Below are 25,255 nucleotides of genomic sequence, written 5' to 3' on the forward strand. Positions count from 1 at the left end.
GCTCCCGGATGACGTGTGACTCTGCTACCGGGAACAGCCCGCACAGAAATGGAGACGCGCGCGATGCGCGCGTCAGCCACTCTGGCAGCCAATAGTGATCGTTTGCCCCTTTCGTGGCCTTACTCACAGGCCGTGTCGAGGGCGCACCCCTCCACCAGGGGTCAGCCGGACACGCTGGGGCGACCGTCCTCGATGTGGCCCATCAGCCGCCTGCGGAAGCCGGCGCCGTCGTCCGCGGTCACTTCGAGGTCGTACCAGCCGTGCGCGTCGGCGGCGGAGTGCACCACGGTGCGGCTGCGCCCCGGCTTGACCGTGATCGTCCGCTTCCAGTCGCGCACATCGGCCTCGTCGGCGTAGCCGAGCGGCCGCACGACGAAGGTGACGGGCCGGCGGCCCCGGTTGCGGAGGGTCAGATGGATGTCGCGGTCGTGGTGGTCGAGGTAGGTGGTCACCTCGGCGGCGTCGGTGGCCCCGGCCCCCTCGAACTCGCGCCGGAACCCGTTCGGCCCGGTGATCGCGAACCTGTAGGCGCCGCTCGCCCCGCCGGTAAGGGGCACGCTCCATTGCGCCGTGCCCCTTACGTCCTTGTGCTGCGGAGCGGCGAACTCCTTGGCGTACGGATAGAGCGCGAAGTGGGCGCTGGACGGGCCGGTGTTGCTGAGCTGGACCTGGAGCGCGCCGTCGACCACCTTCGCGTGCGCGTCCGGCCGGTAGGGCAGCGGCCGGGCGGGCCGGGTGCCCTCCTCCTGGACGGGCATGCGCTGCTGGGCGGGCGGCTCGGGCCGCCAGCGGCCGCTCAGCGGCGGGATGGGCCCCGGGCGCGCGACCGCGGGCTGCGGCCTGCCGCGCTTGAAGTCGAAGGCGGAGGTCAGATCGCCTGCGACGGTGCGCCGCCAGGCGCTGATGTTGGGCTCACGCACCCCGGTCCAGCGTTCCAGGAAGCGGATCACCGAGGTGTGGTCGAAGACCTCGGAGCAGACATACCCGCCGACGCTCCACGGCGAGACCACGAGCATCGGCACCCGCGCACCGAACCCGGTGGGCTTGCCCTGCCACTGCTCGTCGGTCACCTCGGGCGGCGCGACGGGCGGCGGGACGTGGTCGAAGAAGCCGTCGTTCTCGTCGTAGTTGATGAGGACGACGGTGTGCCGCCAGACGTCGGGGTGCTTGCCGAGCGCGTCCAGCACCTTGTAGACGATGGTGGCGCTGTGCACGGGCGAGGAGACGCTGGGGTGCTCGGAGTCGAGCGCGGAGGGCACCAGATAGGAGACCTCGGGCAGGGTGCCGGCGGCGACGTCCTTGCCGAAGGCGTCGGCGAGCGTGCCGGTCGGGACCCGCCTCAACCCCTTCTCGAACAGGCTGCGTTCGGCCCTGGTGAGCGTGGCCACCCCCTGGTCGAGCAGTCCCAGCAGCCGCTGGCGCTCGGCGGCGTCGGTGGTGTCGCGTACCGCGGCGTAGAACGACTCCATGAAGGTGTGCCCGCCGGTCTTGGCCAGGGCCTTGCGCGCGATCGCCTTGAAGGTGGTGAAGAACTCGATCTGGTTGTCGGTGAAGTTCTCCCACTCGGTGTACGTCTTCCAGCTCCGCCCGGCCTTCTCCAGCCGCTCGGCGTAGGTGCCCCAGTCGTACCCGGGGTGGGTGCCCTCGTCGTACGCGTCATTGCCGACGGCCCGCTGCCCGTTCGGCTCGAAGCCCGTCTTGCCGCTCCACAGGTGGTTGCGGTTGGGGCTGGTGGAGCTGTGGATGGAGGAGTGGTAGGCGTCGCAGATGGTGAAGGTGTCGGCGAGCTCGTAGTGCAGCGGGATGTCCTGGCGGTCGTAGTACGCCATCGTCGCCGAGGTCTTGGCGGAGACCCAGTTGTCCATCCAGCCGCCGTTCCAGGCTTTGGCGCCGCCGCTCCAGGAGTGGTCGAGGGCGCCTATGTACTGGAGGTCCTTGTGCTGGGCCGCGGCCGCGCCGCGCACGGGGAACGGCAGGACGGTGCTGCCGAGCGGACCCGGCTGCTCGAACACGGGCTTCCCGCCCGGGAGTTGGAGGGCGTTGCGGTCGCCGAAGCCGCGCACTCCGCGCAGGGTGCCGAAGTAGTGGTCGAAGGACCGGTTCTCCTGCATGAGGATCACGACGTGCTTGACCGCGCTCAGCCCTCCGGGCGGCGGTCCTGCGGCCATCGCCGACCGCAACGACGGCGGCAGCAACGAGCCGGCCGCGGCGGCGCCGAGGGCGCCTCCGCCCAGCGCGAAGAGCCGTCGCCGTGAAATGCCGCCGTCTGCGTTGTCCGTGGGCAAGTGGGCCTCCCGAGCCGTGTGAAGGGTTTCGGGGAACGCTAGTGATCCCGGGTGTCCACGAGAAGGCCCCGCCCCGGCCCCGGGGTGAACGAGGAAGGGGACCCACCCCCATTCCCCTCCCCCCACCCCCTCGTGCCCCTCCGCCTTTCCCCTCAGGAGTAGGCGTCAGAGGCTCGACCAGCCGAGGAAGAACAGAACCCCGTGGACGCGATGCCCACGGAGTTCTGCGCTGCTCGGCCGGCCGCGTGGGAGGTCGACGTCACTTCTTGCACTTGGCCTTGAAGCCGTCCAGCAGAGCCTTGCCGGCATCGGAATTGTCACGTACATACGCGCTACCGCTGATGCTGATCGAGGTGTCGCTGATCGCGATGGGCTCGCTGCCGGTCCGCTTGTTGCGGGGGTCGTCTCCGGCGACCGTCCAGATGATCTGGGACTGATCCTTGTTGAACTCGCCGGTGCTGGTCACGTCCGGCTCCTCGTAGACACCGTCGCAGCTGTACTCATGATGCGAGACGCTGTTGCCCTTGACAACCAACTGGCCGAGGTCGGACGTGCCGTTGACGTCCTTGATGTAGTAGGTACCGTCGCGGTTGTCGCCGCTGTCGCTGCTTCCGCAGGCGGTGAGTATGAGTGAGCTCGCGGCCAGGGCCCCGATGGACACGGCGATCTTGGTCCGCGTCCTACGAGTGGTCCTGATGACGCTCATGGCGTTGCCCCTTCGTTCGTTCTGGACAGTCGGTTTGAGATAAAGGCGAGTCAAAATATCCCAGGGATAGGTGACTTGACCGACCGGGACCTCCTGTCAGGCACCTTCTCGGATGTTGTCGAGCCGATGCTCGGGCAGCGCCGGCGCGACCTCGCCTGTGTGGCGAGGTCAGCGCGCTCGCGGATGCCTGTCACAACTGGTGCCGCATCAGCCGACGTTTGCCCTGTATGGACGGTCGCGACATGGATGCCGGCGGCCAGCCGAGGCTCGACGAGATCGAAGAGCACTTCGTTGCGCTTGTCGAGGGTCGTCCGACCCGAAACGAGGCCGACGCCTTGGCCGCGCGGTGGGGTCCGGCGAGCCTGAAGTCGACTTCTGCGTGGACGAGTTCGGGCCGCTCAACCTTCAGCCACACCCCGGTCGGCAGTGGGCCGAACGCGGCGGCAAGCGCAAGGACCTCAACCCCTGGTCGTGTGCGGACCGTGCTCGCTTCTCGCGCAGTTCCACGCGCCCCTGGCAGGGTTGGTGCTGGGCCGCGGCGGCATCTTCAGTCCGTCATGGGGGTCCCCTGGCCCTTAGGGCCTTGGGGGAGATTGAGGACGAGCGCCGTTCAGGCGCGACACGGGGGCTGGGGCGGAGCCCCAGGGCAGTTGGGGGACTGGGGCTCCGCCCCAGGGGATGGTGAAGGGCGGCCGCCCCGGCGAAGTGACCGGTGGCAGCCGCCCCTTGGCGGAGTCGAGGGGCTAGCCCTCGACGCCCAGCCGCTCCAGGATGAGCTCCTTGACGCGCGCCGCGTCGGCCTGACCTCGTGTGGTCTTCATGACCGCACCGACCAGCGCCCCCACGGCCGCGACCTTCCCGCCCCGGATCTTGTCCGCGATCGCCGCGTTGGAGGCGATCGCCTCATCCACGGCCGCCCCCAGCGCACCCTCGTCCGAGACGACCTTCAGACCGCGCTTCTCGACGACCGTGTCCGGGTCGCCCTCACCCGCGAGGACACCCTCGATGACCTGGCGCGCCAGCTTGTCGTTGAGGTCACCCGCGGCGACGAGCGCCGCGACCCGGGCGACCTGCGCCGGCGTGACGGGCAACTCGTCGAGCGGGACGCCCCGCTCGTTGGCGTTGCGGGCGAGCTCGCCCATCCACCACTTGCGGGCGGCAGCCGCATCCGCCCCGGCCGCGATCGTCGCGACGATCGGGTCGACGGCGCCGGCGTTGAGCATGGACTGCATGTCGTGCTCGGTGACGCCCCACTCCTCGCGGAGCCGGTTGCGCCGCACCCGCGGCATCTCCGGAAGGGCGGCCCGCAGTTCCTCGACCCACGCACGCGCGGGAGCCACCGGCACGAGGTCCGGCTCGGGGAAGTAGCGGTAGTCCTCGGCGTTGTCCTTGATGCGGCCCGAGGTGGTGGAGCCGTCCTCCTCGTGGAAGTGACGGGTCTCCTGCACGATCGTGCCGCCCGAGGACAGCACGGCCGCGTGCCGCTGGATCTCGAAGCGCGCCGCCCGCTCCACGGAGCGCAGCGAGTTGACGTTCTTGGTCTCCGAGCGGGTGCCGAACTTCTCGACGCCGTGCGGGCGCAGCGACAGGTTCACGTCGCAGCGCATCTGGCCCTTGTCCATCCGGGCCTCGGAGACGTCGAGCGCCTTGATGACCTCGCGGAGCTCGGCCACGTACGCCTTGGCGACCTCGGGGGCGCGCTCGCCCGCGCCCTCGATCGGCTTGGTGACGATCTCGATGAGCGGGATGCCCGCGCGGTTGTAGTCCAGGAGCGAGTGCGAGGCGCCGTGGATGCGGCCCGTCGCGCCACCGACGTGGGTGGACTTGCCGGTGTCCTCCTCCATGTGGGCGCGCTCGATCTCCACGCGGAAGATCTCGCCGTCCTCGAGCTGGACGTCCAGGTAGCCGTTGAAGGCGATCGGCTCGTCGTACTGCGAGGTCTGGAAGTTCTTCGGCATGTCCGGATAGAAGTAGTTCTTCCGGGCGAACCGGCACCACTCGGCGATCTCGCAGTTCAGGGCGAGGCCGATCTTGACGGCCGACTCGACGCCGATCGCGTTGACGACCGGCAGCGAGCCGGGCAGGCCGAGGCAGGTGGGGCAGGTCTGCGAGTTGGGCTCGGCACCCAGCTCGGTGGAGCAGCCGCAGAACATCTTGGTTTTGGTACCGAGTTCGACATGGACCTCGAGGCCCATGACGGGGTCGTACGACGCGAGGGCGTCCTCGTACGAGACCAGATCAGTGACGGTCACGGTGAAAAACTTCCCTCTCAGCCCAACAGGACGTCGTCGTCACCGATGCGCTTGAGCTCGCGCAGCAGGATGGCGACACCGGTGGCGATGGCGGCGGCGGAGACGACGGCGTCGATCAGCTTCAGCGTGTCGTTCTCGGTGCGGGCCTTCTTGGCCTGCTTGACGACGCTGATGGCACCGAAGGCGGTGGTGCCGATGGACAGATACGTGCCGGCCTTGGACTTCTTGAATCCCTTGGCCTTGGTCAGTGCACTCACAGCGACGGAGCCTCCTCGAGCAGCGGGTGTCCCCACTTTTCCACGAAGGCGGCCTCGACGGCGGCGCCGACCTTGTACAGACGGTCGTCCTTCATGGCGGGGGCGATGATCTGGAGCCCGACCGGCAGGCCGTCCTCCGGTGCGAGACCGCAGGGCAGCGACATGGCGGCGTTGCCCGCCATGTTGGTCGGGATGGTGCACAGGTCGGCGAGGTACATCGCCATCGGGTCGTCGGCGCGCTCCCCGATCGGGAAGGCGGTGGTGGGCGTGGTCGGCGAAACGATCACGTCGACCTGTTCGAAGGCCTTCTCGAAGTCCCGGGTGATCAGCGTGCGGACCTTCTGGGCCGAGCCGTAGTACGCGTCGTAGTAGCCGGAGCTCAGTGCGTACGTACCAAGGATGATGCGGCGCTTGACCTCGTCGCCGAAGCCGGCCTCGCGGGTCAGCGCGGTGACGTCCTCGGCGGACTTCGTGCCGTCGTCGCCGACCCGCAGGCCGTAGCGCATGGCGTCGAAGCGGGCCAGGTTGGAGGAGCACTCGGACGGCGCGATCAGGTAGTACGCCGAAAGGGCCAGGTCGAAGGAGGGGCAGTCCAGCTCGACGATCTCGGCGCCGAGGGACTTCAGCAGCTCGACCGACTCGTTGAACCGCTGGACCACGCCGGCCTGGTAGCCCTCGCCGGAGAACTGCTTGACGACGCCGACGCGCATCCCGGCGACCGAGCCGTTGCGGGCGGCCTCGACGACCGGCGGGACCGGGGCGTCGATGGACGTCGAGTCGAGCGGGTCGTGCCCGGCGATGACCTCGTGGAGCAGCGCCGCGTCCAGGACCGTACGGGCGCAGGGCCCGCCCTGGTCGAGGGAGGACGAGAAGGCGACCATGCCGTAGCGGGAGACCGCGCCGTAGGTCGGCTTGACGCCGACGGTGCCGGTGACGGCGGCGGGCTGGCGGATGGAGCCGCCGGTGTCCGTGCCGATGGCGAGCGGGGCCTCGTAGGAGGCGAGGGCCGCGCTTGAGCCACCGCCCGAGCCGCCGGGGATACGGGTCAGGTCCCACGGGTTGCCGGTGGGGCCGTACGCGCTGTTCTCCGTCGACGACCCCATGGCGAACTCGTCCATGTTGGTCTTGCCGAGGATGACGACGTCGGCGTCCTTGAGGCGCTTGGTGAGCGTCGCGTCGTACGGCGGGATCCAGCCTTCGAGGATCTTGGAACCGACGGTGGTCGGGATGCCCTCGGTGGTGAAGATGTCCTTCAGGGCCAGGGGCACACCGGCCAGCGGGCCGAGCTTCTCGCCGGCCGCGCGCTTGGCGTCGACGGCGCGGGCCTGCGCGAGCGCGCCCTCGCGGTCGACGTGCAGGAAGGCGTGGACCTTCTCGTCCACGGCCTCGATGCGCGCCAGGTGGGCCTCGGTGACCTCGACGGCGGTGAGTTCGCCGGCCGCGATCTTCGCGGCGATCTCGGCCGCGGTGAGCTTGATGATGTCCGTCATGGTGATTAGTCCTCCCCCAGGATCTGCGGCACCTTGAAACGCTGCTGCTCCTGGGCCGGGGCGCCGGAGAGCGCCTGCGCGGGGGTGAGCGACGGACGGACCTCGTCCGCGCGCATGACGTTGGTCAGCGGCAGCGGGTGGGAGGTCGGGGGTACGTCTTGGTCGGCGACCTCGGAGACGCGGGCGACCGCGCCGATGATGTCGTCGAGCTGTCCGGCGAAGTGGTCGAGCTCTTCGCCCTTCAGCTCCAGACGCGCCAGCCGGGCGAGGTGGGCGACCTCCTCGCGCGTAATGCCAGGCATGCAGCGATCCTCAGGGGTGAGTGAGTGTGGTGTGGCCCCAATCCTATGGGGCGCGGCCCCCACACCACGAAACGGATATCCCCCCGGCCTCCCGCCCCACCCCGAAAACCCTCCCGTCCTACGGACCACCCCCACCATTCGCGCAGTTCCCCGCGCCCCTAACCCCCTTGCGTCCGCGGACCGTGCGTGGCTGGGCGCGCAGTTCCCCGCGCCCCTTAACCACTCGGTGCGGGGCCACCTACAGCCCGTCCGGCGATTGAGGACGAGCGCCGTTCAGGCGCGAACGGGGTCTGGGGCGGAGCCCCAGGGGCCGGAACCGACCAACCCGCTGCACGGGCGGGTGGGTGGGCGAACCCGTGGGGTCTGGGGCGGAGCCCCAGGGACCCGGGGCTATCCAACCCCCTGCACGGGTGGGTGGGTGGGCGGACCCGCTGGGGGCCGGGGCGGAGCCCCAGGGGGTTATTGGACGGGCTGGCCCGAGGTGCGGGCCGCTTCGGCCTGGGCGCGCGCGGCCGCCGCCGCGATCTCGGCGGGCCGGTGCCAACCGGAGTCGCCCCGGGCGAGCAGCCAGGCCGTCGCCTCCGCCGGCGGCATCGCCGCGGCCACCAACCACCCCTGCACCGCATCGCAGCCCAGGTCACGCAACCGCTCCCACGTCTCGTCGTCCTCGACGCCCTCCGCGACCACGAGCAGCCCGAGCGAATGCGCGAGGTCGACGGTGCAGCGGACGATCTCCGCGTCCTCGTTGTCGATGGCGAGGCGCGCGACGAACGAGCGGTCGATCTTCAGCTCGCTGACCGGCAGCCGCCTGAGGTGGACGAGCGAGGAGTACCCCGTACCGAAGTCGTCGAGGGACATCTTGACGCCGTGGGCGGTGAGTCCGGCGAGGGTGTCGGCGGCCCGCTGCGGGTCCTCCAGCAGGACGTGTTCGGTTATCTCCAGCTGGAGCGAGCCGGGCGGCACGCCGTGCCGGGCCAGCCGGGCGGCGACGGCCCCCGCGAAGCCCGGGGTGTGGACGTCGCGCGGGGACACGTTGACGGCGACCGGAACGTCCAGACCCTGGGCACGCCACCGGGCGACCTGGGCGAGCGCGGTCTCCAGGACGTACTCGGTGAGGTGCGGCATCAGCCCGCTGGACTCGGCGATCGCGATGAACTCGTCGGGAGAGACCCGCCCGCGCTCGGGGTGGACCCAGCGCACCAGCGCTTCGAGCCCTGCCACCCGGCCGTCGAACTGGACCTTCGGCTGGTAGTGCAGCTCCACGTCCCCGGCGTCGAGCGCACGCCGCAGATCGCCCAACAGGCCAAGGCGGTCAGGGGTGTTGGAGTCGCGCTTGGACTCATAGACCTCCACGCCCGTACGGTCCCGCTTGGCCTGGTACATCGCGACGTCGGCCCGGCGCAGCAGTCCTTCGGCGTCCAGGGCGTGGTCGGGGAAGAGCGCCACCCCCGCGCTGGCTTCCAGGACGAGGGTCAGCCCGTCCAGGTCGAGCGGCGAGGACAACTCGGCGACCAGGGCGCGGGCGGTGCGCATGGCGCTGGTCGCGGAGGAGCAGACGGGCAGCAGCACGGCGAACTCGTCACCGCCGAGCCTGGCCGCCTCCGCGCCGCGCGGCAGAGCGGTCCGCAGCCGTTCGGCTATCTGGAGGAGGAGGCGGTCGCCGGCGAGGTGGCCGAGGGTGTCGTTCACCGAACGGAAGCGGTCCAGGTCGATGAGGACGAGGGCGGAGCGGGTGCCGGTGTTCTCCGCCTCTTCCAGGGCCGACCAGGTGCGCTCCAGGAGCCATTGGCGGTTGGGGAGCCCGGTGAGCGGGTCGCGCAGTTGTTCCTCGGCGCGGGCGCGGGCTATCCACAGCGTCGAGTCGAGGGCGACGAGCGGCACCGCGAACAGCGGCAGCACGATGGGCACCGACATGGCGACGACGCAGATCAGCGGGGCGATGCCGAGCAGCGCGACCGCCACGAGACCCTGTCTGAGCAGCGCCGTGCGGGCCACGGTGGGCAGTCCGCCGCGGGGCGCGAGCGCGTACCAGAGCAGGATCCTGGTGATGAGCAGATAGGTGCCGGCGGCGAGGACGATTTCGGGGACGGTGGCGATGCTCCACCGGGTGGGCCACCACGGGTGGGCCACCCCGGGGACGACGTCGAACGCGGCCAGGACCAGGCTCGCGGCGGCTATGCCGAGGACGTCCACGGCTCCGTGCAGGACGCCCTGGCGCCAGCGGTTGCGGCGTGCGGCGCCGACCAGGACCACCACGGCGAGGCTGATGAGCGCGGCCGGCAGCCAGCCGTACAGGAGCAGTACGGCGAGGGTGAGGGCGGCGCCGGAGCCGGTGCCGCCCCACCAGCGGTCACGGCCGAGCGCGACGAGGTGGCCGACGATGATGCCGGTGAGGACGGCGAGCGACCAGCCCGTGGTCCCGCTCGGGAACACGGCGTCGCCCTCTTGGACGGCGCGGTAGAAGCCGGTGGCGAGGACCACGCCCGCGAGGCCGGTGACGACGGCCGTCAGCCTGGACGAAAAGCCCGTGAACCCGCGCAGCCTCACGGCCGGGGCGGTGCTCTCGGTCGGTTTCATTCCCGTCCCTCTCACAGCCGGCGGTGCCCGTGCACACGATGGCTCCCATGTCATGCCACTACGACTGGTGTGCCACCCCAAGCGCTCCACATCAGGGGTCAACAGCCGTGCACGACAGGCGCACATCTCAACAGTAGGCCGCGAAGGGCACTGTCGGGCAGCGGTCTACAGCTCTTGCCCGAATGCGACCCAGGCACCCGCATCGGTCTGCTATGCGCCGAACGGGTGACTCCGCGCAGCCTCCAGGCCCCCTGTTACTACCCTTGTTTGAGTCTCATTCCCCCTCTGGGGCGGTGGGCATCGCAGCTTCTCTCGCCGCTTCGGGCCCGTGCTCGAGCAGAACGGCGAAGCCGTCCTCGTCCAGAACCGGAACCTTCAGCTGCATCGCCTTGTCGTACTTGGATCCGGGGCTGTCGCCGACGACGACGAACGACGTCTTCTTGGAGACGGAGCCGGTGACCTTGGCTCCGCGGCTCTGCAACGCCTCTTTCGCGCCATCTCTGGTGTGCCGCTCAAGAGTTCCGGTCACGACGACGGTGAGGCCCTCCAACGGGCGGGGCCCCTCGTCCTCGCTGGTGCTCTCGTCCTCCATGCGTACGCCCGCGGCCTTCCACTTGCGCAGGATCTCCTGGTGCCACTCCTCGGCGAACCACTGCTTGAGGGAGGCCGCGATGATGGCGCCCACGCCCTCGACCGCGGCGAGTTCCTCCTCGCCTGCCTGCTGGATGCGGTCGATGGAGCGGAATTCGCGGGCCAGTGCCACGGCGGCGACCGGGCCGACGTGGCGGATGGAGAGACCGGTGAGGATGCGGGCCAGCGGGCGCTCCTTGGCGGCCGCGATGTTCTCCAGCATGGAGACGGCGTTCTTGCGCGGTTCGCCGTTCATGTTGGCGAAGACGAGGGCGGTCTTCTCCTCGCCGGTCTTGGGGTCGCGCTTGGGCAGTCCGCTGTCCTGATCCAGGACGTACGCCCGGATCGGCAGGAGCTGATCCATCGTCAGGTCGAAGAGGTCGCCCTCGTCGCGCAGCGGCGGGGTGGCCGGTTCGAGGGGTTTGGTGAGCGCGGCGGCCGCGACGTACCCGAAGTTCTCGATGTCGAGGCTCTTGCGGCCCGCCAGGTAGAAGAGGCGCTCCCTCAATTGGGCTGGGCAGGACTGTGCGTTGGGGCAGCGCAGGTCGATGTCGCCCTCCTTCATCGGACGCAGTCCGGTGCCGCACTCCGGGCACTCGGTGGGCATCTCGAAGGGGTACTCGCTGCCGTCCCGCAGGTCGGCGACGGGGCCGAGGATCTCGGGGATGACGTCTCCGGCCTTGCGCAGCACCACGGTGTCGCCGATGAGGACGCCCTTGGCCTTGACCACGTCCTGGTTGTGGAGGGTGGCGAACTCGACCTCGGAGCCGGCCACGGTGACCGGCTCGACCTGGGCGTAGGGGGTGACACGGCCGGTGCGGCCCACGCCGACGCGGATGTTGATGAGCTTGGTGTTGACCTCTTCGGGCGCGTACTTCCAGGCGATGGCCCAGCGGGGGGCGCGCGCGGTGGAGCCGAGGCGGCCCTGGAGGGGGATCTCGTCGAGCTTGACGACGACGCCGTCGATCTCGTGCTCCACCACCGAGTGCCGGTTCTCGCCCATGTAGGCGATGAACTGCCGTACTTCTTCGAGGGAGTTGACGACCTTGTTGTGCTGGGCGGTGGGCAGGCCCCACTCGCGCAGCAGGTCGTACGCCTGGGAGAGGCGGTCGATGTCGAAGCCCCGGCGGGCGCCGATGCCATGCACCACCATGTGCAGCGGCCGGGTGGCGGTGACCTTGGGGTCCTTTTGGCGCAGTGATCCGGCGGCCGCGTTGCGCGGGTTGGCGAACGGCTTGTCGCCGGCCTCCACCAGGCGGGCGTTGAGGCCCTGGAAGGCCTCCATCGGGAAGTAGACCTCGCCGCGGATCTCGACGAGTTCGGGGATGCGGTCGCCCTTGAGGCGGGCCGGGATGTCGGCGATGGTCCGCACGTTGGGCGTGATGTCCTCGCCGGTGCGGCCGTCGCCGCGGGTGGCGGCGCGGGTCAGCCTGCCGTTCTCGTACGTCAGGTTCACCGCGAGGCCGTCGACCTTCAGCTCGCACAGGTAGTGGTAGGAGCCGGTGCCGACGTCCTTGGCGATGCGCTCGGACCAGGCGGCCAGTTCCTCGTCGTCGAAGGCGTTGTCCAGGGACAGCATCCGCTCGCGGTGCTCGACCGAGGCGAAGTCCGTCTCGTAGGCACCCGCCACCTTCTGGGTCGGCGAGTCGGGCGTGCGGAGCTCGGGGTGCTCCTCCTCCAGGGCCTCGAGGGAGCGGAGCAGCTTGTCGAAGTCGCCGTCGCTGATGACCGGTTGGTCCCGGACGTAGTACCGGAAGCGGTGCTCCTCGATCTGCTCGGCGAGGAGCGCGTGCTTCTCCCGTGCCTCCGTCGGCACCGCTGCGTTCTGTTCGCCAGCCACCGTCATGTCCTCCCGTTTCCCGTTGTCCCCGTCACTCAGGGTTGTCCGCGAGCGATCTCGCCGCCCGGACGCAGTGGGCGAGCGCGGCCCGGGCGTGGGCCGGGGACGCGCCCGCCATGCCGCATGTGGGGGTGATCACGACGGACTCGCCGAGAGTCCCCGGATTCAGCCCCAGCCTGCGCCACAGCGTCCTGACTCCCATGACGCTACCGGCCGGGTCTGACAATGGGCCGTCGGTGGGGGGCACCACTCCGGCGAAGAGCTTGAGGCCGCTCTCGGCGGCTTCGCCGATCTGCTCGTCGTCACGCTCGGTGAGCAGGGAGAAATCGAACGACACCCCGGCCGCGCCGGCCCGCCGCAGCAGGGCGAAGGGGACGTCCGGGGCGCACGAGTGGACGATCACGGGGCCGTCGTGCACGGCGAACACCTCGCGCAGCGCGGCCTCCACGGCCTGCCGGTCGACGGCCCGGTGGGTGCGGTAACCGCTGGCGGTACGGATCTGCCCGCGCAGGACGGAGGTGAGGGAGGGCTCGTCGAGCTGGAGCACGAGCTGGGCGCCGGGGACGCGGCGGCGTACCTCCGCGAGGTGGTCGCGCAGGCCCTCGGCGAGCGATCCGGCGAGGTCGCGACGGGCACCGGGGTCGCCGAGCGAGAGCTCGCCGTTCTTGAGTTCCAGGGCGGCGGCCAGCGTCCAGGGCCCGACGGCCTGCACCTTGAGCGGGCCGGTGTACTCCTGGGTGAACTCCTCCAGCGCGTCGAGGTCCTCGCCGAGCCAGGAGCGGGCCCGCCGGGTGTCGCGGCCGGGCCGGTCGCCGACCCGCCAGCCGCTGGGTTCGACATGGCCGTACATCTCGACGAGGAGCCCGATGGTGCGTCCGATCATGTCGGCGCCGGGGCCGCGCGCGGGCAGTTCCGCGAGGTGGGGGAAGTCGCCGCCCGCCCCTTCGGCGCCGATCAGCGATCCGGTGACGGTCTTGGCGGTCTCCCGGGCATCGCCGCCCGGCATCGAACCGACGCCGGTGGCGGGCCCCCAGGGGAAATTGCTCTGTTCACTCACGCCGGAAGCCTACGCAACCGTGCGCACGGACCCGCGCGGGCTACTTGCCGGGGCGCACCGTGAGGTCGTTGACCTCGGCGTCGGCCGGCAGGTCGATGGCCATGACGATGGTGGTGGCCACCGACTCGGGGTCGATGAACTTCGACGGGTCGTACTCCTTGCCCTCCTGCGAGTGCACCTTGGCCTGCATGGGGCTCGCGGTACGGCCCGGGTAGACCGAGGTCACGCGGACGCCGTTGGCGTGCTCCTCGGCGCGCAGCGAGTCGGCGAGCGCCTTGAGGCCGTGCTTGGAGGCGGCGTACGCGCCCCACTCGGCGTGGGCGGCGAGCCCGGCGCCGGAGTTCACGAACACCACGTGCCCGCGCGAGGCGCGCAGTTGGGGCAGTACGTGGCGGGTGATCTCGGCGGGGGCGATGAGGTTGACGTTGAGCTGCTGGTGCCAGGTCTTGGGGCGCAGATCCCCGACGGGGCCGAGGTCGACGATGCCCGCGATGTGCAGCAGCGTGTCGAGCTCACCCGGCATCGACTGCTTGTCGAAGGCCCAGGAGAGGCGGTCGGGGTCGCTGAGGTCGCCGACGAGGGTGCGGGCGCCCGGGTAGCGGGCGGCGAACTCCTTGGCGCGTCCGGCGTCGCGGGCGAGCAGGATGAGCTCGTCGCCGCGCTCGTGCAGTCGGCGGGCGACGGCCGCGCCGATGCCGGAGCCGGCACCGGTGATCAGATGAGTAGCCATACCCGCCATGCTCGCACTCCTCGCGTCGCCGAGGTCGCCTTACTGGATCCCGAGGGATTCCTCCAGGTAGGCGAGGGCGGCGACGCCGTCCTCGGCGAAGAAGACCAGGTCGGTGAGGGGCACGGGCAGGAAGCCCTCGTCCTCCATGCGGCGGAACTGCTGCTTGAGGCCGTCGTAGAAGCCGGCGGTGTTCAGCAGGACGACCGGCTTGGTGGTCCTTCCGTGCTTCTTCAGCTCCAGGATCTCGGTGGCCTCGTCCAGGGTTCCGGTGCCCCCCACCATGATCACGACGGCGTCCGACTTGGCGAGCAGGAGCGCCTTGCGCTCGGCGAGGTCCTTGGCGACGACCATCTCGTCGGCGTTCTCGCGGGCCTTGGCCGCCAGGAAGTCGACGGAGACCCCGACGAGCCTGCCGCCCGCCCGCTGCACCCCGTCGGCGACGACCTTCATGAGGCCGCTCTCGGAGCCGCCCCACACCAGGGTGTGGCCGCCCTTGCCGAGGAGTTCGGCGAACTCCCGGGCCGGGCCCGTGTAGCGCTCGTCGAGGTCGGCCGCGGAGAGGAAGACGCAGATGTTCATGCGACCACCCTACGAGGGAAGAAGAGGGGCCCGCCGGGCTCCGAGGGAAGAAGCGTGGCCCCGCGGGTGCTGCACCTCACATGACGACAGGACATCGCATCACCATCGAGCGGGGCAGCGAGCACGTGCGGGTCGTTCGGGACGGGCGGGTGCTCGCCGAGAGCAGGCGTCCGCTGCTGCTGCGCGAGACGGGCCTCCCGGTCCGCTACTACCTTCCGCCCGAGGACGTCCGCACGGACCTCTTGACACCGTCGGACACCCACTCCTACTGCCCGTTCAAGGGCACGGCCTCCTACTGGTCGCTGCCCGACGCGCCGGACCTCGTCTGGTACTACCCCGACCCGAAGCCGGACGTGGCCGAGATCAAGGACCACCTCTGCTTCTACGACGTGGAGACCGTCACCGACTAGGGCGCGTCCCGTTCAGCTCCGCGCGCCGACCTGGAAGGTGCGCCGGTAGGCGACCGGCGAGACGCCCAGGACGGAACGCATGTGCTGGCGCAGCGAGTTGGCCGTGCCGAAGCCCGCCCGGTGGGCCACCAGGTCCACCGGCAGGTCGCTGGACTCCAGGAGCTGGCGGGCCAGTTCGAGGCGCTGGGAGGTGAGCCAGCTGCCCGGGGTCATGCCCGCCTCCTCGCGGAAGCGGCGCGTGAAGGTGCGCAGGCTCATCCGGGCGTGCGTGGCCATCTCGCCGAGCGAGAGCGGCTCCTGGAGGCGCTCCAGGGCCCAGGCGCGGGTGGCGGCGGTGCTGGCCAGGGTCGGTTCGGGGACCGGGCGTTCGATGTACTGGGCCTGGCCGCCGTCGCGGTGCGGCGGGACGACGCAGTGCCGGGCGGACTGGTTGGCGACGGCGCTGCCGTGGTCGCGGCGTACCAGGTGCAGGCACAGGTCGATGCCGGCGGCGGCGCCCGCCGAGGTCAGCACGTCGCCGTCGTCGACGAACAGGACGCCCGGGTCGACGTCGACCCGCGGGAAGGTGCGCGCGAAGGCGGTGGCGTCGCACCAGTGGGTGGTGGCGGGCCGTCCGTCGAGCAGCCCGGCGGCGGCGAGCACATAGGACGCCGTGCAGATCGAGACCATGCGGGTGCCGGGCCGGATCCGGTCGAAGGCGCGGGCCAGCGGCTCGGGCAGCGGGCCCCCCGCGGCCATCGCGCCGAGGTCGTGGGTCGGCGGGATCACCACGGTGTCGGCGGCGGCGAGCGCCTCGGGCCCGTGGTCGACCGTGACCGAGAATCCGGCCTCGGTGCGCACCGGTCCCCCGTCGACGGTGCAGACGGTCACCTCGTAGAGGGGCTCGCCGCCCGGCCCGCGGGCGCTGTCGAAGATCCGGGAGGGGATGCCCAGCTCGAAGGAGACCACCCCTTCGAGGGCGAGCACCGCCACCCGGTGGAGTTCCTGTTCCTGTGGTGCGGCCATGGCCAGATTCTGTCACATCATGGCCAAACGGCCAGCACCGCGCGGGGCGGCCCGGGTGCAGCCTGGTCTCTGTTGGTGGCACCCACCAGCGACAACACCCCTCGAAGGATCAGACATGTCCCAGACCATGCGTGCCATCAGCTCCCCGCGCCTCGGCGGCCCCGAGGTGCTCACCGAGATCCAGGCCGAGCGCCCCGAGCCGGGCCCCACCGAGATCCTGGTGCGTGTGCACGCCGCCGGCGTCAACCCTGCGGACTGGAAGATCCGCGAGCACGGCCCGTTCGGGCGGGAGACCACGCCGCCGATCCTCGGCTTCGACGTGTCCGGCACGGTCGAGGCGGTGGGGCTCGGCGTCACCCTGTACGAGGTCGGCGACGAGGTCTTCGGCATGCCGCTCTTCCCGCACCAGGCGGGCGCGTACGCCGAGTACGTCGCCGCCCCCGCGCGGCACTTCGTCCGCAAGCCCGCCGGGATCGACCACGTCCAGGCGGCGGCCCTGCCGCTGGCCTCGCTCACCGCGTACCAGGCGCTCATCGAGACGGCCCGACTGACCGCAGGGCAGCGGGTGTTGATCCACGCCGCGGCGGGCGGCGTCGGCCACCTCGCGGTGCAGATCGCCAAGGCGCACGGCGCGTACGTCATCGGCACGGCCCGCGCCGGCAAGCACGACTTCCTGCGCGGGCTCGGCGCGGACGAGCTGATCGACTACACGGCGGTGGACTTCACCGAGGCGGTGCGGGACGTCGACGTCGTCCTCGACCCCATCGGCGGCGAGTACGGCAGCCGCTCCCTGAAGGTGCTGCGTCGGGGCGGCACCCTGGTCTCGATCTCGTCCCCGGACGAGGACGCGCTGCGCACGGAGGCGGCCGCCCTGGGCGTCCGGGCGGGCTTCACCCTGGTGGAGCCGGACCAGGTGGGCATGCGGACGGTCGCGACCCTGGTCGAGGAGGGGAAGCTGCGCGCCGAGATCGACTCGGTCTTCGCCCTGTCCGACGCCGCGAAGGCCCACGAGTACGGCGAGCGCGGCCGCACCCGGGGCAAGATCGTGCTCCGGGTCGGCTAGCCGGGCCGACGGCTCAGACGTTCGCGGCGGCCCGCTCGGTCGTCGCGATCGTCGCGGAGCCCACCACGCGGGTGCCGTCGTACAGGACGATCGCCTGGCCGGGGGCGACGCCCCGGACCGGCTCGGCGAAGGTCACGTTGAGGACGCCGTCGACCAGTTCCGCCGTCACCTCGGTCTCGCCGCCGTGGGCGCGCAGCTGTGCGGTGTACGTACCGGGGCCGGCCGGGGCGGTGCCGCACCAGCGGGGCTTGATCGCGCCGAGGGCGGTGACGTCGAGCGCCTCGACGGGGCCGACGGTGACGGTGTTGTTCACCGGGGAGATGTCCAGGACGTAGCGGGGCTTGCCGTCGGCGGCCGGGTGGCCGATGCGCAGGCCCTTGCGCTGGCCGATGGTGAAGCCGAAGGCCCCCTCGTGGCTGCCGATCTTCGTGCCGGACTCGTCGACGATGTCGCCCTCGGCCTTGCCCAGGCGGTCCGCGAGGAAGCCCTGGGTGTCGCCGTCGGCGATGAAGCAGATGTCGTGGCTGTCGGGCTTCTTGGCGACCGCGAGGCCCCGGCGCTCGGCCTCGGCGCGGATCTCGTCCTTGGTGGTGAGGGTGTCGCCGAGCGGGAACATCGCGTGGGCGAGCTGGCGCTCGTCGAGCACGCCGAGGACGTACGACTGGTCCTTGGCCATGTCGCTGGCGCGGTGCAGCTCGCGGGTGCCGTCCGCGTTGAGGACGACGGTCGCGTAGTGGCCGGTGCACACGGCGTCGAAGCCGAGCGCGAGGGCCTTGTCGAGCAGCGCCGCGAACTTGATCTTCTCGTTGCAGCGCAGGCACGGGTTGGGCGTGCGGCCCGCCTCATACTCGGCGATGAAGTCCTCGACGACGTCCTCGCGGAAGCGCTCCGCCAGGTCCCAGACGTAGAAGGGGATGCCGATGACGTCCGCGGCGCGGCGGGCGTCGCGGGAGTCCTCGATGGTGCAGCAGCCACGGGCCCCGGTGCGGAAGGACTGCGGGTTGGCGGAGAGCGCCAGATGCACACCGGTGACGTCGTGTCCCGCCTCGGCGGCCCGCGCGGCGGCGACCGCGGAGTCCACCCCGCCGGACATGGCGGCGAGGACGCGCAGGGGGCGGGGGGAGGTCATCGGCGAGGGCTGCGGCGAAGTCTGAGTCATAGCACTCGTAAGGGTACGTGGGATCGGGAACCCGGGGCGCGGGAGTATCCGTTGTGGATCTCAGAGGGGTTCGATCCGGGATGTCCCGGCCACCGGGTACGGCGCGGGCCTCGCGGGGAAAGCGGTGGGGGAAACCGCACGGGGAAGTGGTACGGGGAGCGACGGGGACGGGGCGTATGGCGACCAGCCGCAGGGGGCTGCTGATCGGGGGCGCGGTGGTGACGCTCGGCACGATCGGATATCTGAACAGACCGCTCGCCCGGCCGCACAAGCCGCGCAAGGCCGGAGAGCTGGACTATGCGGGAGCGCAGTGGGTCGCGGCCGATCCGGCGAACTGGCGGATGGCCGACCGACCGGACGACTACGCGGTGGACCGGGTGGTGATCCACGTGGTGCAGGGCGGTTTCACCAGCGCCCTGAAGGCGTTCCAGGACCCGGGCCACCGGGCCGCCGCCCATTACGTGGTGCGCAAGGACGGCCACATAGCGCAGACGGTGCGGGAGTTGGACGTGGCCTTCCACTCGGGCAACCGCAAGTACAACGAGCGCAGCGTCGGCATAGAGCACGAGGGCTTCGTCGAGGAGGCCGCGTCCTTCACGGACGCCATGTACGCCTCGTCGGCGCGGCTGACCGCGGCGATCTGCGCGCGCTATCGAATACCCGTGGACCGCACGCACATCGTCGGCCATGTGGAAGTGCCGGGCACCGATCACACCGACCCCGGCCCGCACTGGGACTGGGCGCGCTACATCGCGCTGGTCGGGACGGCCGGCCGGGCCTGAGCCGGGCCGGGCGGGCGCCCCGGCGGCTTCAGACGAGGCCCGCCGTGCGCGCCCGCTCGACGGCGGGGCCGATGGCTTCGGCGACCGCGTCGACGTCCGCCTCAGTGGAGGTGTGGCCGAGCGAGAAGCGCAGGGTGCCGCGGGCCAGGTCGGGATGGGTGCCGGTGGCGAGCAGCACATGGCTGGGCTGGGCGACGCCCGCGGTGCAGGCGGAGCCGGTGGAGCAGGCGATGCCCTGGGCGTCGAGCAGCAGCAGGAGGGAGTCGCCCTCGCAGCCGGGGAAGCTGAAGTGGGCGTTGGCGGGCAGCCGGCCGGCGGGGCTCGGGTCACCGCCGAGGATCGCGTCGGGCACGGCCTCGCGCACGGCCTCCACCAGCCGGTCGCGCAGCCCGCCGATGTCCCGGGCGAACGCGCCGCGCCGTTCGGCGGCGAGCCGGCCTGCGACCGCGAACGCGGCGATGGCGGGCACGTCCAGGGTGCCGGAGCGTACGTGCCGCTCCTGGCCGCCGCCGTGCAGCACGGGCACGGGGGTGTACTCGCGGCCGAGCAGCAGGGCGCCGATGCCGTACGGGCCGCCGACCTTGTGCCCGGAGACGGTCATGGCGGCGAGCCCGGACGCGGCGAAGTCCACCTCCAGCTGACCGTAGGCCTGGACGGCATCGGCGTGCAGCGGCACCTCGAACTCCCGCGCCACCGCGGCGAGTTCGGCCACCGGCATGACGGTGCCGATCTCGTTGTTGGCCCACATGACGGTGGCCAGGGCCACATCGTCGGGGTTGCGCGCGATGGCCTCGCGCAGGACTTCGGCGTGCACCCGACCGTAGGCGTCCACGGGCAGGTACTCGACGGTGGCGCCCTCGTGTTCGGCGAGCCAGTGCACCGCGTCGAGCACGGCGTGGTGCTCGACCGGGCTGGCAAGGACGCGCACGCGGCGCGGGTCGGCGTCCCGGCGGGCCCAGTACAGGCCCTTCACGGCGAGGTTGTCGGCCTCGGTGCCGCCGGCCGTGAAGACGACCTCGCTGGGGCGGGCGCCGAGCGACTCGGCGAGTTCCTCGCGGGCCTCCTCGGCGGTGCGGCGGGCCCGCCGGCCGGCGGCGTGCAGCGAGGACGCGTTGCCGGTGGCGGTCAGCTGGGCGGTCATCGCCTGGACCGCCTCCGGAAGCATCGGAGTGGTCGCGGCGTGGTCGAGGTAAGCCATGGTGGGCCCGATTCTACGAGCCGTACCGGGCGGGCCGTGCCGCAGTTCCGGCCAGGACCGGCGGGGGCTCAGCCGTTGAGTCCCCAGGAGACGGTGTGGTCGGCCATGGCGAGGACCGCGAGGACCGCGAGGTCGGCCACGCCGAGGCCCAGTCCGAGCAGCGCCCGGCCGCGGCGCTTGGTGCCGTACAGCAGGGAGAGCGAGGACAGGACGATGGCGATCGGGCCGAGGATGACGTTCATGACGAGCAGCCCGAGCAGGCCGAGGACGAAGGCCGCGACGGCCATCCCGTCGGCGTCACGGGGTGGGGGTCCCCCCTGTTCCTTAAGAGCTCGGGGGAGGGTGCGGCGGCGGATCGTTGCGAGTTCCATGGTCAGCCCTTCCGGTGCGAGAGGCGTTCGCGAGCGGCGAAGACGAGCAGCCAGACGCCGATGACACCGGCGACGGCCAGGGTGACCGGGAGCGGGAGGTGCGCCGCTGAGCCCAGCACGACCCCCAGCAGGAGGAGGGCGGCGACGAGGAAAAGCATGGGATCCCTTTCTGTCCGTTGGGCCGGCCGGAACAGTCGGCCCTCCTCGCCCTGCTGACCGAACGGCCAACCGAGCTTCGGAGTACAACTGTTCACTGACTGATGAGTCTAGTCTTCCCAACTTCGGCGAACACATGTTTACTGAGTGGAATGAGCCACACTCTCGGAATCCGGCAGGCCCAGAAGCAGAAGACGCGACAGGCCCTCATGGACTCGGCGCTCCAGCTCCTGGAGCACCAGAGCCTGAGCAGCCTCGGGCTCCGGGAGGTCACCCGCGCCGTGGGGGTGGCTCCGGCCGCGTTCTACCGGCACTTCAAGGACACCGCCGACCTGGGGGTCGCCCTGGTCGAGCAGGCGCTCGGCTCGCTCCACGAGACGATCCGGGCGGCGATCGTCACCACCGGGGCGAGCGACGAACGCATCGACCGGGCGGTCGAGTTGATCGCCGCCCACGTACTCGCCTACCCCTCGCACGTCCGCTTCATCGCCCGCGAACGGCACGGCGGGGTGGCGCCCGTCCGGGAGGCGATCGGGGTGCAACTGCGGCGCTTCGCGGACGAGGTGGCGGAGGCGCTCGGTGCGGATCCGGAGTCGGTGGGGTGGTCGTCGGCGGATCTGCGGATGCTGGGCGGGATGTACGTCGACCACATGGTGATGACGGCGTCCGCGCTGCTCGAGGGCGATGAGGGGCCGGTCCTCGCGACCGCGCGGGCCCGGCTGCGGCTCGTGACGCTGGGCCGCCGACACTGGCTGGACCAGCCGGAGCCCTGACGCGCCTCCGGCCCCCAGGCTCCTTGGCTGCCCGGGCCACGCCCCGCCACGGGGGGCTGGCCGGCCTGGCCCGCCGGCGCGGCCCCGCCGGACTGACCCCTCGCGGAACCGGCCCCCTCCCGGGGCTGCACCCCGGACCCCCTGGATTCCCCCACCCACCCCTCCCCGAAACCCTCCGGGGGCGAGCCCGGCGGTCGGCTCAGACCAGCCGACATTCTGGGGGCACCGCCCCCAGACCCCCGCTCCTCAAACGCCGGAGGGGCTGAATTCGCTTGCTCCGTCGGGGAGTTGAGCCGGTGGGCGCAGGGGACGGAGTCCCCGCAGGGGGTTTGGGGCGCAGCCCCAGGGAGTCGCGCCATCCAACCCCCGTCACGGGCGGGCGGGTGGGAAAGCATCCGGGGTCTGGGGCGCGGCCCCAGGGAGCCGAACCCGCCGACCCCGCGCTTACGGGCGGGCGGGTGGGCGAACCCCCGACCCCCTACCCCCGCGGCGCCCGCGCCAACTGGCGTGACTGGGCGACCAGGCGGTCCGCCGTGTCCCAGACCTCCGCGTCCTCCTCCAGGAAGCCACCCGCCAGGTTCCGCGTGGTGATGGACACCCGCAGGGGGCCCGGTGCCGGGCGGCAGCGGATGTGGGTGGTCAGTTCGACGGTGGGGGTCCAGCCCTTGAGGCCGAGCTCGAAGGAGGTCGGCGGCAGCGCGTCGACGGTGAGCAGCAGCGAGAAGGGGTCCGCGTCGCGCCCGTCCGCGAGCCCGAACCAGGCCCGCATCTCGCCCTTGCCGGACGGCGCGCCCACGGCCCACCCGAGCGTCGTCGGGTCGAGCTTGAGCATCAGGCGGTCGGTGATGGCGGAGCTGCCGGGGATCGGCGGGCGGCTGCCGTCGGGGGCGTCCGTCGCGCCGATGCAGTGCGAGAGCGGCGGGATCGCGGGGGGCTTGGCGGTGGTGCGGACGTCGTCGGTCAGCGCGTCGAGGTCCCCGTAGGAGGCGAGCACCCGGATGCGTTCGACCTCCGCGCCGCTCTCGTCGTACTGGAAGAGCGAGGCCTGGCCGGTGGAGAGGGTGCGGCCGGCGCGTACGACCTGGGTGCGGATGACCGCGGGCCCGGGCACGGACGGCGTGAGGTAGTGCGCGGAGACGGTGAACGGGTCCGGGTGCGGCAGCGCGTCGCCGAGCGCCCGGCCGAGCAGGGCGAGCAGATAGCCGCCGTTGACGGCGTGGATGATGGTCCAGCCCGCCGAGAGCTCCGCGTCATAGACCCCCGCTTCCCGCAGGGTGACCGCGGTGTCGCGGTCGAACTCGCTGTCCCCGATCGTGGCGGGGAGTACCTGTGACGATGCCTGTGCCATGCGCAGCACCGTACACCGACAAATTACTGAGCGGTAGCTTTTCCTGTGGGGCGGCCTTCCCCCCGGCTCTCCCCCCGCCCCTCCCCCGCCGACCTCACGCCTCCTCCAGCGTCGAGCTGCGCCGGTTCCAGGCGCGCGGCGCCCGCCAGTGGTACTTCAGCGCGGCGATGCGCAGCAGGAACGCGGTGACGACGGCGAGCCCGCTGGTCCCGGCGTTCAGCAGGTCGAAGCGGATGAAGAGCACGATCATCGTGGCGCCGACGATCGCCGGCACCGCGTACAGATCGCGGTCCCAACGCAGCAGCGAGGGAACCTCGTTGGCCAGGACGTCACGCAGTACGCCACCGCCCACCGCCGTCGCGAGGCCGAGCGCCGCCGACGAGGTGAGGCCGAGCCCGTAGTCGTACGCCTTGGTCGTGCCCGTGACGCAGAACAGTCCGAGCCCCGCCGCGTCGAAGACGTTCACCGCGGTCTGGGTGCGCTCGACCTCGGGGTGCAGGAAGAAGACCAGCACGGTCGCGAGCAGCGGGGTCACGAAGTACCCGAGGTCGGAGAAGGCGGCCGGGGGGACCGCCCCGATGATGAGGTCGCGGAACAGCCCCCCGCCCAGCGCCGTGACCTCGGCGAGCACCGCGATGCCGAACACGTCGAAGTTCTTGCGCACGGCGAGCAGGGCGCCGGAGATCGCGAAGACGAAGATCCCGACGAGGTCCAGCGCGTGCTGGACGGAGGGACTGAACAGTGAGTGGAGCACCCCGCATTTTTACTCATCGCGGGGCGCCCCTCGACACGCGGTGGATCAGAGCGCGGGCTTGCCCGTGTCGTGGATCCACTTCTGGAACAGCCCGTCCAGCGACTTGCCCGAGATCTTCTCGGCGAGTCGGACGAAGTCCTCAGTGTCGGCGTTGTGGTAGCGATGGGCCTTGGTCCAGGCGGGCAGCAGCTTGAAGAAGGCCTGGTCACCGATGTGTTCGCGCAGTTCCTGAAGCATCATCGCGCCCCGCCGGTAGACCGCGTCGGCGAACATCGTGTCGCGCTGGGGATCGGCCACCTCGATCTTCCAGAAGTCGTCGTCGGCCGGGATCGCGTTGTAGGCGGCGAGGAAGGAGTCGTGAGCGGTCCTGGTGCCCCGGTGCTCGGCCCACAGCCACTGGGCGTACGTCGCGAAGCCCTCGTTGAGCCAGATGTCGTTCCAGTGGGCGACCGAGACGGAGTCGCCGAACCACTGGTGGGCGAGCTCGTGGACGATGGTCGACTCGGAGCGTACGGCCGAATAGCTCGGCTTGGACTGGGTCTCCAGGGAGAACCCGGCCTGCGGCATGTCGTCGACGACCGCGCCGGTCACTTCGAAGGGGTACGGGCCGAAGACCTGGGACCAGTAGTCGGTGGCCTCGGCGGTCACCCCGTACACGTCGACCTTGTTCTGGTTGGCGAGCACCGGGTCGATGGCGACGTAGATGGGGGTGCCGCCGGGCGTGCGGCCCGTCTTCACGTCGAACTTGCCTATGGAGGCGGTGGCCAGATAGGTCGCCATCGGCTTGGACTCGCGCCAGTGGAAGTACGAGCGTCCGCCGCGGTCGTGCGAGTCCACCAGGCGGCCGTTGGAGACACCGGTGAGGCCCTTGGGCGCGTCGATGCGGATGTCGTACGTCGCCTTGTCGGAGGGGTGGTCGCTGGAGGGGAACCACGTGGAGGCGGCGTTGGGCTCGCAGGCCACGAAGACGCCGTCCTTGGTCTTCATCCAGCCGTAGTCGGAGCCGAAGACGATGGGTCCGTTCAGTGCCTGGGGCACGCCCCCGTAGACGACGGTGACCTCGAACTCCTCGCCCTTGCGCAGCCGGTGGCGCGGGGTGATGACGATCTCGTCGCCGCTGCGGTTGAAGTCGGCGGGCTTGCCGTTCACCCGTATCGAGTCGACGGTCAGCTTCTGGAGGTCGAGGTCGAAGCGGGAGAGGTTCTGGGTGGCCCGGGCCGTCACCGTGGTACGCCCGTCCAGGCGTCCCGAATCGGGGTTGTAGCTCACCCCGAGGTCGTAATGGAGGGCATCGAAGCCTCCGTTGCCCATGTCGGGGAAGTACGGATCACCGATGCCCGCGGCGCCGGGTGAGGCGGCGGGCGCGGCGGCGATGGTGAACCCGGCGGCCACCGCGGTGGCGAGGGAGAGCCAGCGGGAGGTGCGACGTGCCGGACGGGAGAGTGCCATAGGAGTCTACCCTTCGAACGCATGCCGTTGGTACGGACACGCAGACTCTGCACTCTCCCGCTTCGGCATGAACATGACTTTG

Annotated in this window: 23 protein-coding genes and 1 pseudogene; 5 read left to right on the forward strand and 19 right to left on the reverse strand. The window is 71.1% G+C overall.

The window, feature by feature from the left end; genetic code table 11:
- Positions 1-161: 161 nt before the first annotated feature.
- Positions 162-2,258, reverse strand: coding sequence for a phosphocholine-specific phospholipase C (locus DWB77_RS11885; RefSeq protein ID WP_120727676.1), 2,097 nt, complete (start codon positions 2,256-2,258; stop codon positions 162-164).
- 286 nt (positions 2,259-2,544) lie between these two features.
- Entirely contained in the window at positions 2,545-2,991 is a 447-nt protein-coding gene (locus tag DWB77_RS11890; RefSeq protein WP_120721239.1) for a hypothetical protein, read from the reverse strand.
- A gap of 355 nt (positions 2,992-3,346) precedes the next feature.
- Here DWB77_RS11890 and DWB77_RS39455 point away from each other — a divergent pair.
- A pseudogene (locus DWB77_RS39455) lies at positions 3,347-3,448 on the forward strand (Mobile element protein); the annotation flags it as partial.
- Between the two features lie 286 nt (positions 3,449-3,734).
- On the opposite strand, the gene gatB reads toward DWB77_RS39455, so the two are convergent.
- The 9 genes from gatB to DWB77_RS11940 form a co-directional block, all read right to left on the reverse strand.
- Entirely contained in the window at positions 3,735-5,243 is a 1,509-nt protein-coding gene (gene gatB / locus DWB77_RS11900; RefSeq protein ID WP_120721240.1) for an Asp-tRNA(Asn)/Glu-tRNA(Gln) amidotransferase subunit GatB, read from the reverse strand.
- A gap of 17 nt (positions 5,244-5,260) precedes the next feature.
- Positions 5,261-5,500, reverse strand: coding sequence for a hypothetical protein (locus DWB77_RS11905; protein ID WP_120721241.1), 240 nt, complete (start codon positions 5,498-5,500; stop codon positions 5,261-5,263).
- Positions 5,497-6,990, reverse strand: a complete 1,494-nt coding sequence (gene gatA, locus DWB77_RS11910) for an Asp-tRNA(Asn)/Glu-tRNA(Gln) amidotransferase subunit GatA (RefSeq protein ID WP_120721242.1) — start codon at positions 6,988-6,990, stop codon at positions 5,497-5,499. The genes DWB77_RS11905 and gatA overlap by 4 nt, the downstream gene beginning before the upstream one ends.
- Before the next feature lie 5 nt (positions 6,991-6,995).
- Complete coding sequence (gatC, locus tag DWB77_RS11915; RefSeq protein ID WP_003966094.1) at positions 6,996-7,292, reverse strand: Asp-tRNA(Asn)/Glu-tRNA(Gln) amidotransferase subunit GatC; 297 nt, start codon at positions 7,290-7,292, stop codon at positions 6,996-6,998.
- 459 nt (positions 7,293-7,751) lie between these two features.
- Positions 7,752-9,869: a putative bifunctional diguanylate cyclase/phosphodiesterase gene (locus DWB77_RS11920; protein WP_120721243.1), complete on the reverse strand. Its 2,118-nt coding sequence runs from the start codon at positions 9,867-9,869 to the stop codon at positions 7,752-7,754.
- Positions 9,870-10,143: 274 nt separating this feature from the next.
- The gene (gene ligA / locus DWB77_RS11925; protein WP_428985118.1) at positions 10,144-12,345 is read right to left on the reverse strand and encodes an NAD-dependent DNA ligase LigA; all 2,202 of its coding nucleotides are present in this window, start codon (positions 12,343-12,345) and stop codon (positions 10,144-10,146) included.
- A 25-nt stretch (positions 12,346-12,370) separates the two neighbouring features.
- Positions 12,371-13,396, reverse strand: coding sequence for a methionine synthase (locus DWB77_RS11930; protein ID WP_120721244.1), 1,026 nt, complete (start codon positions 13,394-13,396; stop codon positions 12,371-12,373).
- 40 nt (positions 13,397-13,436) lie between these two features.
- Entirely contained in the window at positions 13,437-14,135 is a 699-nt protein-coding gene (locus DWB77_RS11935) for an SDR family oxidoreductase (RefSeq protein WP_120721245.1), read from the reverse strand.
- A gap of 30 nt (positions 14,136-14,165) precedes the next feature.
- Positions 14,166-14,705 carry a TIGR00730 family Rossman fold protein gene (locus tag DWB77_RS11940; protein WP_120721246.1) on the reverse strand — a complete coding sequence of 180 codons (540 nt, stop codon included), beginning with the start codon at positions 14,703-14,705 and terminating at the stop codon, positions 14,166-14,168.
- Positions 14,706-14,785: 80 nt separating this feature from the next.
- Here DWB77_RS11940 and DWB77_RS11945 point away from each other — a divergent pair, with 80 nt between their 5' ends.
- Positions 14,786-15,115 carry a DUF427 domain-containing protein gene (locus DWB77_RS11945; RefSeq protein WP_120721247.1) on the forward strand — a complete coding sequence of 110 codons (330 nt, stop codon included), beginning with the start codon at positions 14,786-14,788 and terminating at the stop codon, positions 15,113-15,115.
- Between the two features lie 12 nt (positions 15,116-15,127).
- On the opposite strand, the gene DWB77_RS11950 is transcribed toward DWB77_RS11945, so the two are convergent.
- Positions 15,128-16,120, reverse strand: a complete 993-nt coding sequence (locus DWB77_RS11950) for a GlxA family transcriptional regulator (RefSeq protein WP_120721248.1) — start codon at positions 16,118-16,120, stop codon at positions 15,128-15,130.
- A gap of 115 nt (positions 16,121-16,235) precedes the next feature.
- On the opposite strand from DWB77_RS11950, the gene DWB77_RS11955 reads away from it, so the two are divergent.
- Complete coding sequence (locus DWB77_RS11955) at positions 16,236-17,183, forward strand: NADP-dependent oxidoreductase (protein WP_120721249.1); 948 nt, start codon at positions 16,236-16,238, stop codon at positions 17,181-17,183.
- 13 nt (positions 17,184-17,196) lie between these two features.
- Here the strand turns inward: DWB77_RS11955 and mnmA are convergent, their stop codons facing one another.
- Complete coding sequence (gene mnmA / locus DWB77_RS11960; protein WP_174248539.1) at positions 17,197-18,342, reverse strand: tRNA 2-thiouridine(34) synthase MnmA; 1,146 nt, start codon at positions 18,340-18,342, stop codon at positions 17,197-17,199.
- 176 nt (positions 18,343-18,518) lie between these two features.
- On the opposite strand from mnmA, the gene DWB77_RS11965 reads away from it, so the two are divergent.
- Positions 18,519-19,124, forward strand: coding sequence for an N-acetylmuramoyl-L-alanine amidase (locus DWB77_RS11965; RefSeq protein ID WP_120721251.1), 606 nt, complete (start codon positions 18,519-18,521; stop codon positions 19,122-19,124).
- Positions 19,125-19,152: 28 nt separating this feature from the next.
- On the opposite strand, the gene DWB77_RS11970 is transcribed toward DWB77_RS11965, so the two are convergent.
- The 3 genes from DWB77_RS11970 to DWB77_RS37765 all read right to left on the reverse strand — a co-directional run bounded on the left by DWB77_RS11970 (position 19,153) and on the right by DWB77_RS37765 (position 20,851).
- Positions 19,153-20,322 carry a cysteine desulfurase family protein gene (locus DWB77_RS11970; protein WP_120721252.1) on the reverse strand — a complete coding sequence of 390 codons (1,170 nt, stop codon included), beginning with the start codon at positions 20,320-20,322 and terminating at the stop codon, positions 19,153-19,155.
- Between the two features lie 68 nt (positions 20,323-20,390).
- Positions 20,391-20,609, reverse strand: a complete 219-nt coding sequence (locus tag DWB77_RS11975) for a DUF4190 domain-containing protein (protein WP_120721253.1) — start codon at positions 20,607-20,609, stop codon at positions 20,391-20,393.
- 86 nt (positions 20,610-20,695) lie between these two features.
- Positions 20,696-20,851 carry a hypothetical protein gene (locus DWB77_RS37765; RefSeq protein WP_162952519.1) on the reverse strand — a complete coding sequence of 52 codons (156 nt, stop codon included), beginning with the start codon at positions 20,849-20,851 and terminating at the stop codon, positions 20,696-20,698.
- A 150-nt stretch (positions 20,852-21,001) separates the two neighbouring features.
- Here DWB77_RS37765 and DWB77_RS11980 point away from each other — a divergent pair, with 150 nt between their 5' ends.
- Positions 21,002-21,622 carry a TetR family transcriptional regulator gene (locus DWB77_RS11980; RefSeq protein WP_120721254.1) on the forward strand — a complete coding sequence of 207 codons (621 nt, stop codon included), beginning with the start codon at positions 21,002-21,004 and terminating at the stop codon, positions 21,620-21,622.
- 478 nt (positions 21,623-22,100) lie between these two features.
- Here DWB77_RS11980 and DWB77_RS11985 read toward each other — a convergent pair whose 3' ends face one another.
- The 3 genes from DWB77_RS11985 to DWB77_RS11995 form a co-directional block, all read right to left on the reverse strand.
- Positions 22,101-22,970: a thioesterase family protein gene (locus tag DWB77_RS11985; RefSeq protein ID WP_120727679.1), complete on the reverse strand. Its 870-nt coding sequence runs from the start codon at positions 22,968-22,970 to the stop codon at positions 22,101-22,103.
- Positions 22,971-23,064: 94 nt separating this feature from the next.
- Positions 23,065-23,724, reverse strand: a complete 660-nt coding sequence (locus tag DWB77_RS11990; RefSeq protein ID WP_120721255.1) for a trimeric intracellular cation channel family protein — start codon at positions 23,722-23,724, stop codon at positions 23,065-23,067.
- Positions 23,725-23,769: 45 nt separating this feature from the next.
- On the reverse strand, positions 23,770-25,173 hold the full coding sequence (locus DWB77_RS11995; RefSeq protein ID WP_120721256.1) for a M1 family metallopeptidase: 1,404 nt from the start codon (positions 25,171-25,173) through the stop codon (positions 23,770-23,772).
- Between the last annotated feature and the right edge of the window lie 82 nt (positions 25,174-25,255).

Origin of the sequence: Streptomyces hundungensis (genome assembly GCF_003627815.1) — a bacterium.
GTDB classification, from domain to species: domain Bacteria; phylum Actinomycetota; class Actinomycetes; order Streptomycetales; family Streptomycetaceae; genus Streptomyces; species Streptomyces hundungensis_A.

Coding starts and splice junctions, on each gene's coding strand:
- DWB77_RS11890 (WP_120721239.1), bottom strand. CDS start 2,991: ATGAGCGTCATCAGGACCACTCGTAGGACGCGGACCAAGATCGCCGTG.
- gatA (WP_120721242.1), bottom strand. CDS start 6,990: ATGACGGACATCATCAAGCTCACCGCGGCCGAGATCGCCGCGAAGATC.
- gatC (WP_003966094.1), bottom strand. CDS start 7,292: ATGCCTGGCATTACGCGCGAGGAGGTCGCCCACCTCGCCCGGCTGGCG.
- DWB77_RS11920 (WP_120721243.1), bottom strand. CDS start 9,869: ATGAAACCGACCGAGAGCACCGCCCCGGCCGTGAGGCTGCGCGGGTTC.
- ligA (WP_428985118.1), bottom strand. CDS start 12,345: ATGACGGTGGCTGGCGAACAGAACGCAGCGGTGCCGACGGAGGCACGG.
- DWB77_RS11935 (WP_120721245.1), bottom strand. CDS start 14,135: ATGGCGGGTATGGCTACTCATCTGATCACCGGTGCCGGCTCCGGCATC.
- DWB77_RS11940 (WP_120721246.1), bottom strand. CDS start 14,705: ATGAACATCTGCGTCTTCCTCTCCGCGGCCGACCTCGACGAGCGCTAC.
- DWB77_RS11945 (WP_120721247.1), top strand. CDS start 14,786: ATGACGACAGGACATCGCATCACCATCGAGCGGGGCAGCGAGCACGTG.
- DWB77_RS11950 (WP_120721248.1), bottom strand. CDS start 16,120: ATGGCCGCACCACAGGAACAGGAACTCCACCGGGTGGCGGTGCTCGCC.
- DWB77_RS11955 (WP_120721249.1), top strand. CDS start 16,236: ATGTCCCAGACCATGCGTGCCATCAGCTCCCCGCGCCTCGGCGGCCCC.
- mnmA (WP_174248539.1), bottom strand. CDS start 18,342: ATGACTCAGACTTCGCCGCAGCCCTCGCCGATGACCTCCCCCCGCCCC.
- DWB77_RS11965 (WP_120721251.1), top strand. CDS start 18,519: ATGGCGACCAGCCGCAGGGGGCTGCTGATCGGGGGCGCGGTGGTGACG.
- DWB77_RS11970 (WP_120721252.1), bottom strand. CDS start 20,322: ATGGCTTACCTCGACCACGCCGCGACCACTCCGATGCTTCCGGAGGCG.
- DWB77_RS11975 (WP_120721253.1), bottom strand. CDS start 20,609: ATGGCCGTCGCGGCCTTCGTCCTCGGCCTGCTCGGGCTGCTCGTCATG.
- DWB77_RS37765 (WP_162952519.1), bottom strand. CDS start 20,851: ATGCTTTTCCTCGTCGCCGCCCTCCTCCTGCTGGGGGTCGTGCTGGGC.
- DWB77_RS11980 (WP_120721254.1), top strand. CDS start 21,002: ATGAGCCACACTCTCGGAATCCGGCAGGCCCAGAAGCAGAAGACGCGA.
- DWB77_RS11985 (WP_120727679.1), bottom strand. CDS start 22,970: ATGGCACAGGCATCGTCACAGGTACTCCCCGCCACGATCGGGGACAGC.
- DWB77_RS11995 (WP_120721256.1), bottom strand. CDS start 25,173: ATGGCACTCTCCCGTCCGGCACGTCGCACCTCCCGCTGGCTCTCCCTC.